Below are 14,163 nucleotides of genomic sequence, written 5' to 3' on the forward strand. Positions count from 1 at the left end.
AAGATAGACGGCTATTTTTAGACGCTAAACGGTACCTTAGTCATTAAACGGGTATGGTAACATTCCTGACATTCGAACATTTCAATGCTGAGGTTACCATGTCAAATAATGGCCCATCAAATCACAAACGCTATTTACCTGAAACTGACAGACAACCTAGCAATCAGCGAGACAAGAAACCCAAGCAGCAAATTAATCGCTCTAAGGGTGGCTATGCTATTTTTAATATGATTAAGAAAATCAGTATAGTACCCAGTAGAACTTCAGCGAATAGATTAATCCCTGAATTATTAGATACCATTCGTCATTATCCTCAAAATCTTGCAGAAATAACGTCAGGTCATACATTCTTAGATAACGCTTTGACTTATCCCATTTTGTGCAATGAGGATAAACAGTTAGCAGTGCAGATTAGTGAAATATTATTTGATTGTCTCATTGTAAGAATGAAGGCAACATTCAGCGAAAGGCAATTCAATACGATTCTGGCACAAAAAAATCCCGATCAATTTGGTATTTTACAACGCGCCATCTCATCCGGTTCGCAACATGTTGTTAGTAAAGTGATAGCACTGTTAACTGAAAAAAATAGAGAAAGCATTTTGCTTGATAATCTATCAACTCCTACTTTTGACGGATTTTTACCACTACAGCAAGCTTATTTAACGGGGAATCGTGTCATCATTAAAATGATTCATGAATTGCTCAACCAATATCCAAATTTTTTAAATGAAAATTTAAAAAATATTACATTTTCAGGTTTTTCAATATTAGCCACGATCATTAAAGCTGGCACAACTGAAGACGTTGATGAAATGATCCATATTTTATCGACATCTGAGTATCAAGACGCATTGAAATGTAATTTACAGAATTTAACCTATGATAAATTTAGCATATTGCAAGTTGCCATACGTTCAGGATCACTAATAAAAGTTGAGAGTGTGATAAAACTCTTATTAAGACCAGAAAACAAAGACATTCTTAGAACGACACTAAAGAATAAAACCGCTGATTCTTTCACAACGTTACTATGTTCATTTGCTAGCGATTCGCCAGAAATTATTAAAAAAGTAATTGAACTTTTTAACCAATCAGGAAATGAAGATTTAATCAAAGTTAATATTGAATGTACTAATACACAAAATGATAATTTTTTACAATTAGCAATTTATACTAAAAATCCTACCATCGTGCAAATAGCTATCGATGTATTAAATGAACAAGATGATGACTTTCTTACAAGATGTTTAAGTAATCGAACGAATAAAGGTTATATGATATTACAAGACGCTATCCGAACTGGCAATCAGTCTATCATGACCCTTGTCACAAATTTATTATTACGCCCGAAATTAGAAAAAATACTTGCTGAAAATCTCACTAATAAAATCAATAGCGGTTTTTACTGCATGAACGATGCCATTAAGTCAGATGCCCCTGAAGTTCTTGAGGCATATATCAAATTAAGTGAAAAACATTTATCACAAAAAAAATGGCAGGAATTATTGTTAGTACAAACAGAAAAAGATGCCAATTATCTTCAATTAGCAGTCTTTGTTGGGAATCCCCTCCTCGTTGAACTTTATGTCCAAGCTATTCATCGAGCTTTTGGTGAAGAATCTGTTAACATTCTTCGAAAGATGACGAATGAGATGACTGTGGCCTTTACCCCAAGAACGATTAAAGCGATGGACATAATAAAACCTTATTTCAATAACAGCAGAGTTCAAAATATAGAAAGAACGCCAGTCTATGTTCGCCCAACACTCAGATTACCTAGACTTTTCAACGATGCTTGCAAAGCGGAGTCCGAAAAAGAATATAAACAAATCTTATCTAATATAAAGAAGGAAATCGCCAAAAATCCTCAAGAATTGGTAAGTTTTAGTCAAGATAAAAATTGGTCTCATTTTAATATGGTCTTGATGCACGTTAGTAAAGGTCAACACGATAAATTATTTGCGGCCAAAATAGTTAACGAATTATTTAACCTCTTATGGGAAGAAACAAATCAACGTTTCCCTGAAAAAATAGAGATCATTTTAAGTGCCAAGAAAGAAGATGGAAGAAATCTGTTGTGTCACGCAGTAGGTCTACCCTTTGAAGATATTGTAAAATTCTTAATAGAAGTCTACTCTCAACAGGGTCGAGAAACTTTGCTAAAAGAGACCTTGGTGTCAAAATCTTTGTTAGGATTGAGGATACTGCAATCTACTATTATCTCTCAATCAAATGCTAATGTAGAAGCAATACTGAAACTCTTAGAAAAATTTCCAGAAGCACTAAGCAAAAATCTAGGGAATGTTTCAACTGAAGGGTATATGCCGGTTCATGAAGCTGTACGTGGCGGTTTCACCCCTATTCTAAAAAACCTTTTGAGTGTTTTAACCAGGCCACCATTTCACGCATTACTAGATGTTAATTTAAGAAATCAGACAGGCCATGGGTTTACGTTACTGACCGATGTATTAAAATCAGGAAATGTTGAAAACGTTAATCTTATAATCGAACATTCTGAAAAATATATGGATCGAGAGGCTTGGAAGCGAAGATTAAAAGATACCACACATAGCGGACATAATTGTCTTCATCATGCTACCAATTTTTGCAATATACAAGTTGCGCAAAGATTAGTAGATTCAATTATAGATGCTTTTGGTAATGAAGCTTCTAAAACACTAGATTCTCTCATGAATTCTCGTAACAAATTTCGCAAAGAACATGATTATAAAGCACTGCATGGTTATATTAAACAAAGGCTTGATTCTAATAAAAAAGCACATGAGAAAGGAGCTGACTCAAGTATAAGAAAGCATAACGAAGACTTAGCTCAGACTCCTATTGCGCCCTCACTTCCTTGGCGACTAGAACAAGTCGAAACTTCTTTAAGCCCAACAGTAGAGGTCGAAAATGTGATAGTCAATTCCGAGAATCGTCTTCCTGAATTTGATCAAGCCAAACTTTCAAGCGATGATGAAAAAGAAATGGTTATAGACCATGAAAATGATTCAGAAGATCTGTCAAATCTTAAAAATAAACATCATCAGATTGAAGAAATGCCAGAAATAGATGTGGATGATGAAATAGATGACAGCGAGGATGTTCAACTCAACCAGAACGAAGCCATCGTCTCACCCTGTGCTGGTATTGATCCCAAATACCTTGGAGGCGTACTTCCAGCATTACCCCAACCTGAGACAAACGATCAAACAATAGAAAATGATGCATCGGCGATCACTTACCTGCATGAGTATGAATTAACCCCATTTAAGCTATTAACCAAATCTAAAGAAGATGCCAATTCGCTCCAGATTTCCTTAAACTTGCCTGAATTTCATGCAGAATTCTATTCTGAACGTTTACTAGGTGATAATGAACAGGTAACATTTGTCTTAGCAGGCCGCAAAGAAGAAGCATTACTGCCTCGTCCTATTCGGGGCCGTTGTATCTTAGTATTGACACAAGAAGAGCATCAACATTTTGAAAATAAGCTGCCTCAAGGGTACGACGCATTAGTCATTAAAGCTATTCAAAGCGATTCCCATGGTCGATACCAACATTTGCACAAACCAACCGCACGAAGATTAGGATTATTTCTATTTGCACATCATATGAATCTTCTAACATTTATGATGATCGACGACAATATCAAGAAAATTAAAGCCAATTGCCGTAACCCAGGTTGGGACAATTTCTATGAATTAATGAAAAATCAATTAGATAAACTCTATTGTGTATCCGTCAGAACCGATTTTAATAAAACACCCAAACCCGGTGAATTAGGATCTAAAATGTTCATGATCGATATGCAAGCATTAAAAGAACGAATTCCTAACTTGAAGAATATTTTTGCCCTTTTTCCCATTGCTGCCAATGAATGCCATTGGGGAGAAGACTATTGGATGCAACTAGCATTTTATGTTATTGCTAATTTTGAATCCCAAGGTTATGAAATACTTGATAAAGCATTAATCACTTTACAACGCTCAAAATCGAATCAAAACGCTTTTGCAAACACGGGAGCAAGAGCACGTCTTTTTGACAGCATTGATATCCAAGCCTTGCAGAAAATGGGATTAGATGAAGGCCGATGGGTAGAAGTGACGCATTCCCTTCTTAACGATATTATTTCCGAAAATATAAATCGTTATCAGAAACGTAAAAAAGAAATTGAAAAAGCCGATTTACAGATAAAGCATGCACTTGCCAATCAGATCACACAATTACCAATACAATCAAATGAACCTCAAGATGTGGAAGGTGAGTTTATTCAACGTTATCAATCATTCATTAAAACAACTCGCTTTAAGCGTGGGGTTTTTAGGCATTACCAATTATCCGCCATGGGAGCCATTAGCAAAGTAACTAACAATCATAACCGCTTGATTCTAGCCACCGGTGCTGGAAAAACTTATTTGCAATGTGAACTAATGCGCATGGCTTATCATACGGCTAAGGCTGGTGAACATATTATCGTTGTCACTCCACATATTGAATTGGTTAATCAATTTTACAATGATTTCATTGAATTCAATAAAAATAATTCATCCACAAATAGAGAATTACAGATCCCACAAGAAGCGATCATTAAAGTATGCAGCCATAAGCAAAGTTGTCATGTTAAAACCATTTTAATGAACGATAATATCGATAATCAGAAAAGTGTTCTTATTTTTTGCTCAGATAGTTTAGAAAAATTTGTCGAAGAAATGAATTATCAATTACCTCACGTACCTTTAATTCTCTTGGATGAATACCATTATTATCCTTCAACCGTAGAAGATTTGATTAATAACTTAAGCGCTGGATCTTTAATTATTGGAGCGACTGCAACACCACCTGAATCGGATCGCTTAATCACAGCATACCGTTATACTAGAGCCCAAGGCGTTAAAGAAAAATATTTGGCTCCCGTCATTGCTGATAGCTTGAGCATGTCATTTTCCAAGGAAAATGTTGCAATACTTATTCCTGCATTGCCAACGATTTTGCAAACACAAAATCATCCTAATTTTAGAGAAAAACAAAAACTTAAAGACTCAAAGGGGATTATTTACCTTCCATCGATTGCCGATTGTGAGCAAGCCTTAGCTGTTCTCAAAGAAGCGGGTATAACCGCATTTTGCATCCATAGTAAAAATACCAAACACAAAGCAGAATTAGAAGCCTTTCTGGAAAACGATGATCCAGGCGTTTTGTTGGCAGTAAAAATGCTAAGAATCGGTTTTAACGCAAAAGATTTAGGTTGGACCATCATTGCACAAAATGCAAAAGCGAAAGAGCATGCAAGCCGTTCTAATATTGAACAAATGATTGGCCGAGTCATGCGCTTGAATGGGGATAAAGTTGGTTATGTTTTATGTTTCAAAGATGTCTTAGCTGAAGTCGTTAAACCCTTACTTGCCTCGCAGCCTATTACACAAAAAGTAAATCCAGATTATTTAGCACAAAACAATGTCTATTTTGCCAAAGGGAATACTTGGAAGATCTGTGATGTTGCAAATGAGAAAAAATTTAATGAATTAATGAAACGAACATCGTTGTTCAAAAGAAAGTTTTCGATTACCAGTGAAGTTGTTCCAAAGTTTCAAATGGAGTCTGCATTAACAACTCATAACGAAGCAGATGAGGCGGATGATTCTGATTTCCTAACAATGATTTATTTTGGTGTCAAATCGATACCTTTAGTGCATGCATTTGAAAGTTCTAAAGCAAGCAAAGGAAGGCTTGCGGCAATAATTGAAGAAATTATTGGCGATGAAATTGTTCCTTGGACTTTATCTGACAGTACTAATGAACACAAAGCATCAGTAAGAAAGTGATGGGCTAACAGTCTCATCACTAATATTTTTTCGACTTCTTTTCATTATTGTCTTTAACAGTAGGCTTAGCATCATTAATAATATCTTCACTTGCCTTTCTAGCATCCTCTATTTCTTTTTTATTATTTTTATTTAGCACCACATCGGCCTCAGGATTCATCTTAATCAGTTGATTAATATAACTATCGCACAGCTTTTTGGTATTTGATGAAAAAACATTGCTCTCTTTACTAATTTCCTGACGAATAGAATCTAAATAAGCAATCGTATTTTTAACAGCTTTTAATCCTTCTGCCGCATTTTGTGGTGGATTTTTTTTATAGTAATCCATGAGAGCTTGAATATTTTGATGCTGCTGTGCTCGCTCTTTACCTTTTCCTGTGAGTGATTTTCCAAGATCCCTTACTTCATTAATCATAAAGTTTAACGTTTGATTGTCGCTTTTATGTTCAAGATCGTGATAGTTTTTAGCAATATTTTTATCATAGAATTTATGAATGAGTTCAATTTGTTGTAACTGAGCATTTAAGATATTCTGACATTTGGTTGCATCAAGTTCAATGCCGTTTGCGCCCGCTTTTACACTTTCCAAATGGATAGACATTTGAGGGTTTTTACGCGCCACAGCGTCTCTTATTGCAGCAAAGTCATTATGCGAAATCAAAACGCTACCTCCTTTATCTTGAATATCCGCAGAAGGTTTTATATTCTTGAGATATTGTGCGACTAATCCTGAATTAGTGACAGCTTGACTTTTCTCAGCTTGTACAGCTGCCTGTTCTTTACGTTCTACCGCTTCACGCACAATTTTTTGTAATACTTGATCAGAGACAGCAGGAAGACTTACGATATAACCGTCATAGCCATTTTTTCCGCCAGCACCCACAACATTAACTTGTTGCAAGATTTTCTGATCCACAACACCTTGTGTTTGCAACGTATCTATCATTAATTGTTTTAAGTTTGTTTGTCCGTCATTGGATGATGGATAAGTTTTACCGCTTTGTTCATACAAAGTATTAATAAATTGACGATCATAGTGAGCAGAAGTAAGCTGAATCACAGGTTGGATTGGTTGGAGTTGCACTGGCTGAGGTTGTACTGGCATTACCGGTTTCATAACTGGGGATTGCACTGGCATTACCGGTTTCATGGGTTGATGCTGCACTGGCATTACCGGTTTCATGGGTTGATGCTGCACTGGCATTACCGGTTTCATGGGTTGATGCTGCACTGGCATTACCGGTTTCATAGGTTGAGAATGCACAGGCATTACCGGTTTCATTACCTGAGGTTGTATTGGAGGTTTTGTTGCTTCATTTAAAAATTTATGTATCTGCTCTCTTGGGAATTCAACAGAAGGCAATGGTTTAAGAGGTGCATATCCATTGGCTTTGTCTAAACAAATAATAATCCCATTATTCAACTCAAAGTGATATTGATTATTCGTTAGAGCAACATTTTTAGAGTGCGCAGAGCGTCCAATTTCCCAATCACCCTCAATCGTTTTCCATCCAAATCCTTTTTCTATCATGTTATATCTTGAAAGCACATTAAAGAGTAGTTGTAATTCACTCATAGGCATTGGAGGGCTAATTGATTGGGAAGATTGCATTACTAGCGGTTGTACTGGCATTGTCGGCGGTTTCATTGGTGGTTGCGCTGGCATTGTCGGCGCTTTCATTACCTGTGGTGACGATCCCACAGCAGATGCCTTCCCCATAGGTGGTGGCGGTATCTTTCCCATCGGCTGTAGTGGGGGTGGCGGTACTTTCCCCGCAATAGGCTGGGTTGAGGGAAAGATCTGTGCCTGCATTTTGGGTTGGGGCAGGGGCTGTGATGGGGACACTGCGGCAACTGTTGCACTCGCTTTCATCGCTTGTGCTTTTCCCCTAAATGTGGGCTGTACGACTTTCGCTAACATCGTTACACCACTACCCACTTCTCTTTCAAAGTCTCTATTATTTTCTTCTACTTTGCCATCTTTATAATGACAATAGTCAAATCTCTTAGGATCGTACGCGTAATGCCCTTGTTGCAAAATCCCTCTTCCCACCACATTTGTTATTTCATCTCTGAGTTTCACTAATTCGCTTTCTTTCTCCTTTATCTCCTTTGCAAGCTTAGGAATGGTTACTCCTTCAGGCGCTTCTGCGCCATTTTGCAGGCTGCTTTTCAATGCTTCTAATCTTTTTAGTTCTTTCCCTAATTCTTCTACTTTTCCCACCACACCACGCAAAGTGGCTGATTGTAAAAGTGCTTCAATTTTATGCGGGTCCATTTCCACCAACGTGGTAGATTTTTCACCCGATCCATTCAGCATTCTTCTAGAATATTGCATCATAGCAATACTATCTCTTACCGCAGACAAAATATGGTCTTGTGTCAGTGAACCATTTTCTTTTAAAAAGTCTAAATTTTTCCCCATAAGAGCGGCAATATTTTTTGCTGAGTTATCATGACCGCTACTTAAAGGGCTATATACCCTTAATAAATCAAGGCCATGTGCCATATTCATCATTTCCAAATAAGTTTGTGGAAAGGTATTGGTATCTTTATCAGGAAAATGGATCCCATCTTTTTGCATTTTCTGTATCATAACGTAAGAGGTGTTATCTAGCTCTTTAAGCGGTATAGTGGGTGCCCCCATTAGCTCTACTACCCAAGCATCATGGTATAGTGCTTCCTTATCCCCTGCATACAAGTCAGGCCTTTCATTTTTTATATACTCAAAAAAATTCTGAGCAGAATTTCCTCTATATCTTAAATAACGATCTCTATCTTCACCACTTTTAATCCCAAATCCGGTTTCATCTTCTCTCCCCGTTACACAAAAAAGCATCATCAGCTGTAGCCTTTCAAGATGTTTAGCATCTAATGCTTGATAAGCGGGACTGGAGGCATTATGGTCTAAAAAACTTTTGATAGCGGGGATAAGAGCTGCTTGTCTTAATGAGTGTAATAGCTCATGGTTTGGTCTATGGATTATTTTGGCTACAGGACTACCAAAAGCTTGTGCTATTTTCTGCTTATCTATTTCACCTGTATCGATATTTAAGGCACCCATAAGTTGTTCAGGCAAATAGACCATACTACCATCCGTTAAAAGACAAATGGCTTTTTCTGAATATTTATGCCCCTCAGATCCACCTTGGTATGGCGTAGCGAGAAAGTTTTTGTGCGCATACTCGGCGGCACTTAAAAATGCCTCTTCATTTAAAAATGCTGCCATAAAACAGACCTTACTGTAAACTTACACATAAATATAGACTGGCAAAAAAATAGAAGGTTCCACGAACTTTGTACCCTAGCTTGCCTTGAAACGAGTATATTATCTAATAAAGGCTAATTTCTTTTGTATCCGATTATTAGTTAAAATTGACCGCAAATCTTTTTCGGTACCCACTTTCAATTTCAATAAAAGATTATCTTCAAGTGCTTTAAGCTTTTCTAATGACAAATGCATTTTTTCTTTTATTTGTTCAGCATGATGACCACTTAATAGATGTTTAGCAAAAATAGCTTCATCTTTTGTCAAGTGTACATTATCTAAATAACCATCAAGATAAACCTTTGTTACCGGCATTTGCTCTATCACCATCTTTTCATAGTCTTCAGATAAACCTAGCATCCAATTGTTACTGACGTCTTCTTCATAATTGGTTTCTTTACATTTAAATTTTACTTTTTCTGCTTGCAAAAAAAGCTCTTGGGCATTCTCTCTAAAATAAGTGATAAAATGATGGAACAAATTATGATTATTGAGAAAAATATTATTGCCAGCATGAATTTCTTTGCTCAGGCCAAAATTATAAAATTCTAGATAAGCATCATATTTTTCATATAAAGCAAGGATAAAATTATAATTGGTTTCATCACTCATTTTATTCCAAAATACACAAATAGGATCATCACTAGTACAAACGGCATGGATACTAATTCCACTACCTATTTTTGGTATTTTATAGTAATTTGCGTATTCAAGATCATAAACTTCATTTTCAAAATAAGCAGCGATCCAATTTTCATCGGTGCACATGATATATTTTTCATTATTAGGATAAGAACGAACATATCTAAAAAAACTAATGGATAAATAATCGAACATGGGTTGGCAAATTTTTCTCACATACGGGCATAATGATTTTAATATCAATTCGCTTTCAGCATAATTATTATTTGTTGACATCGCATTTTGCCTCTATGTTGTTGGTTTTGTTTTTACAGTAGGGCTTACTTCTTGAGGAGTTTCGGATTTAGTTTTTTCAGTAGATTTTTGCAACCTAACAGCACTCTCAAAGCTATTCAAATCTTGCATTTTATGCTCATTCAAAATTTTATTTATTTCAGCATCTTCTTTTTCTTGTTTTTCAGGATACGCTTTCTCGTAATGAGCGCATTTTGCTTTTAAATCTTCTAAAATTGGCTTAGCTGCAGTAAGATTAGCAAGATCATACATAGCAGCATTGATAGCCGCTTTAGCAAGCAGACTATTGATCATGGGCAATTCGCTATTCTTTGGCATCCAATGTTTATTTTGGTGGGCACCAGCCTCTTTATGAAATGCAGCCAAATTTAGTAAAGCAGAAATGTGTTCAAAATTATTCGCTTTTACAAATTGATTTAAATGGATTAGAAAATTGCTTGGTTGATTGGATTGTTCATTATGTAATGTAATCGTTGGACTTTGTTTCGGTGGTATTGGTTTTAATGCAGCAGGCATTGTGAGAGGTTTGCTTGACAGCGTTGCTTCAGGTGGCAAAGGCGGTAGTTGATTCGAAGGCGGTTTATTTATTTCATTATTTAGCTTCTCTATTCTCTTATCAAAATCGATTATCTTTACATTAACTTCAGTAAGTTCTTTACCATACAATTGTTGTCGCAAACGTTTAAGTTCGTCATTACCACTTTCAGCTGCAGTAATTTGATTATTATCAATGGCCTTTTGAATGTTTTGTATTGTATTTTCCACCTTTCTTTTACGTTCAGCTTCTATATCTACATCTGGCGTTTTCTTTTTCTGTAGGTTCAGACCTGCCAAAACGCTATTGATTGATAAATTTGGAACAGAAATTCTTGAAATTCTCTTTCTTGCTTCCTCAAGTCCACTTGAAAATGTTTCAACAGCTTGCTTCCTTCTTGATTGCTTCGTCTTTTTCTCTTTTTCTGGCACTGCTTTTGTAGTTGATTGGTCTGGTTTAGGTAGTGCTTTTAATGCATCAAAGTCTTTAACTGTAGTATATTGAATTCCCTTGTCATTAAAATCCTTTTCAAAATGTTTTTTTGCATTTTCATCAAAGGCATGAACAATCACGTTTACATTAGGATAGCCTTTCAAAATATTTAAAGCTTCTTGATAGGCTTCTATAATAATTTCTGGTTGATTATTAAAAGAACCTCTACCAACAGCGTTCAAATTAAGATTGATCATCTCATTAGGCTTTTGTTCAGCTAATAGTGCAGCCTGGTGTGCTATCGCTTTAAATTGTGGGAAAAGGACCCTACGTTGAAGTTCCAAATGAAATTTATAGTCATCTGGGTATTTCTGTTTTAGTAAATCCCAATCTAACTTTCGTTCTGGACCACCCACCGGATTTTTTGCTAGTTGATTAGTTGTGACAGATTGGTAGGACACAGCACCTACAAACATTTGAATTTGATTATGTCCTGTGCGCTCACATTGACAATTTTGTGCTAAAAATGGCATATCCATTTTATCTAAAACTTTTAATAGCTTCTCTCTTGATTTCTTATCTTTGGGGATCCTATCAGCCATCAAATAACCATTTTTATAAAAGGGTATTTCTGGTTTTCCATTTTTCTCTACCGCAAAACCACCTTGTATTAATATGTTTTCTAAAGAATCCGGTACCTTTTGGGTACGGTTAGCCATTGCTCGTATGTAGGAGTCAACTAATGCTGCAAGACAAGCATCTGGTCCTTGTGTTCTATCTTTAACCCATCCTAATATTGATTCCGTTCGCAGTGCGCTTTGGGATTCTTCATGATTAAGCTGACTTGCCACAACAACGATATCATTTTCCAATTTTCCGTTTTGGATTTCATTTGCCCTAACGCCAGTAATTATTTTAAGGACTGGTTTATCTGCGTTTTTATTAGCTTTATTAACTTTAGTAAATTTACGTTTCAATTCCTCAGTAGTCGCATGCTGTAGCTTTATCTCATTATTTTTTAAAAACTCCGCAATTTTATCTTTCAAATATTGTTCCTCAATCCCAAATATTTGTTCTGCTGTAACACCGCTAGGATAACCGCCAGCGCCCATAGCACCAGGATCATTTTTAGCTAAATCAGCAATGTAATCCGCATTGTTTTTGATAAATGCAGTCACGCATTGGCGCATCCATTGTTCAAAGGCTTGCGCGTTTAATTTATCCAAATCTGCTTTTTCGGCTGGTTCTGCAACTTGCAATTGAAGTTCTCTTTGACCTTGCATACTCACCCCTAAATCTTGTATGTAAGCATATTGAATGAAATAAACCTTATTTTTATATGACCATTATATTGATGAAGAGTTCACTGAATACATTTGCTAGGAACAAAGGACATTCAAATTTGAGACAAAAGACACTCATGTTAGAGATAAAGGACACTCATTTTTGAATAATAACTCGAATGAATGACCCATCACAAAACTCAGCGATCGCTAGAGGACAGTCATATATAATAATCGTGATTAAATATGTGCGTTTTGAAAGAGCTTAGAGAATCAAGTGCTTAAGGTTATAAGCACTTGATTACGTAAATTACTTTTTAAGAACAAACGAAACTGCATTTGCTAAATTGACATAAGTAATTGTTTCATTTTTATCATTATGAATTGCCCATGAAACATCATCTGTTTCAGTAATCGACCATCCTTTGTCAAAATTATATGTTTTATCGTCTGTAGTAAATATTTCCAGTTTATATAGATTGTTTTGATAATTTTTTAATTGCTCTGCTAATTGTGACATGATTATGCTCCTTCTATTCTATTCAATTAAAATAGTTCAAATTTTAGTGAATTTTAATTCAAAAAAACTCAGTGATATAAATTATACAGCGCGGAAGGTCGATAATAAGAATATCGTTGTGCTTTTAATTAAAATCCAAATTCTAAGCTGTTGCAAGATAGGACTGCTTTGAAAAAAAAATCCTTTTTGGAATTTTAGCACCAGATTTCATGCTAAACGCTAATAAGGCACTGGCTTTACCTACTGCAGATGAGAACCCGCTTTGTAAGCACTTTATCATATTAAACCAAGTTTGAGGATTGAGATATAATCGAGTGAGAATGGGGGCAATTTTTTCTGGAACGGCACCACGTTTGCCTTCTCTTATTACACGAGATGTTGTATCAATCAATTCAAGATAATCACTTAAATGAAAGTCAATTTTTGCTTTACTACTTTTCCCTCCATTGGCAAAGGCCATTAAATCAGCAGGCTGTTTTGTTTCATCACACTGTTTTTCAAGAGATTTATCAAATTCCTTATTTTCCAACTCCATTGACAGCTTTTTTATTCGCTCTTGAATCGAAGTGAAATCTGACATTTCTGGGGTTTGTGCTACTTTTGCTCTGACAGGATTTAAATCAACATATACCATAGCACTTAAAACAGCACCTTCATCTAATAAAGCTTGTGATTTAAAGCGCCCTTCCCAAAAACGCCCTTTTTTAGCATCTTCTTTATTAGCATGGCGTGCGATGGGCTCATTCAAGCATCTCATAAACCAGCTGATATCTCCTAATCTTTGTCGCCACAACGCTAATTTATGTTCTGCTTCTTTTGCGGAATACATACTTAGTAATTGTGCATCTTGACGATAAATTTGTGACCAGCGAGCATGAACTTCATCGTCACCCCAGTGATTTATAGCTGAGCTATCGACATATAACACGAGATGATAATGATTACTCATCACTGCATAAGCACAAATCTTAATCGCAAAAACGCTAGCTAAATATTTTATTCTAGACACTATCCATGATTTGCGATGTGAATAATCACGACCTGTTTCAAAATCTAATCCGCATAGAAAAGAACGCCGGACACAACGAGCCATACAATGATAGTAAGATGTTGAGCTCAAATCGATTTGAGATGAACGTGCGATGGTCATTTATAACCTCAATTACTGCAATATGCATAATATACAGATTACATGTACACTTTTCAAATCAATTTTTGGATGTCCTTTAGAAACCTTAGAGAACACCTTTGAAGTTTTAACTGTGATAATAATGAGTGGTATTTTATGTAGGATGAAGCGTAAATATTTTACACCTTGCGCTATATTTCAAATAATCTCTAAGTATATAGGTGGCTAATTT

The 14,163-nt window shown here is 35.9% G+C and carries 6 protein-coding genes; 1 reads left to right on the forward strand and 5 read right to left on the reverse strand.

All coding sequences use genetic code 11. The annotated features are described in order from the left end of the window. Window positions 1-98 precede the first annotated feature (98 nt). Window positions 99-5,825 carry a DEAD/DEAH box helicase family protein gene (locus HT99x_RS09545; RefSeq protein ID WP_259566211.1) on the forward strand — a complete coding sequence of 1,909 codons (5,727 nt, stop codon included), beginning with the start codon at window positions 99-101 and terminating at the stop codon, window positions 5,823-5,825. Between the two features lie 19 nt (window positions 5,826-5,844). On the opposite strand, the gene HT99x_RS09550 is transcribed toward HT99x_RS09545, so the two are convergent. From HT99x_RS09550 to HT99x_RS09570, 5 genes are all read right to left on the reverse strand, one after another. Continuing rightward, window positions 5,845-9,057, reverse strand: coding sequence for a SidE phosphodiesterase domain-containing protein (locus tag HT99x_RS09550; RefSeq protein ID WP_075067746.1), 3,213 nt, complete (start codon window positions 9,055-9,057; stop codon window positions 5,845-5,847). 99 nt (window positions 9,058-9,156) lie between these two features. Beyond that, complete coding sequence (locus tag HT99x_RS09555) at window positions 9,157-10,014, reverse strand: hypothetical protein (protein WP_075067745.1); 858 nt, start codon at window positions 10,012-10,014, stop codon at window positions 9,157-9,159. Between the two features lie 12 nt (window positions 10,015-10,026). Then, window positions 10,027-12,282 (reverse strand): hypothetical protein, encoded by a 2,256-nt coding sequence (locus tag HT99x_RS09560; protein WP_075067744.1) that lies wholly within the window; start codon window positions 12,280-12,282, stop codon window positions 10,027-10,029. Between the two features lie 310 nt (window positions 12,283-12,592). Continuing rightward, window positions 12,593-12,802, reverse strand: coding sequence for a hypothetical protein (locus tag HT99x_RS09565; RefSeq protein ID WP_075067743.1), 210 nt, complete (start codon window positions 12,800-12,802; stop codon window positions 12,593-12,595). A 142-nt stretch (window positions 12,803-12,944) separates the two neighbouring features. Then, window positions 12,945-13,952 carry a hypothetical protein gene (locus HT99x_RS09570; RefSeq protein WP_259566214.1) on the reverse strand — a complete coding sequence of 336 codons (1,008 nt, stop codon included), beginning with the start codon at window positions 13,950-13,952 and terminating at the stop codon, window positions 12,945-12,947. Between the last annotated feature and the right edge of the window lie 211 nt (window positions 13,953-14,163).

It is taken from the genome of Candidatus Berkiella aquae (assembly GCF_001431295.2).
Lineage (GTDB): Bacteria > Pseudomonadota > Gammaproteobacteria > Berkiellales > Berkiellaceae > Berkiella > Berkiella aquae.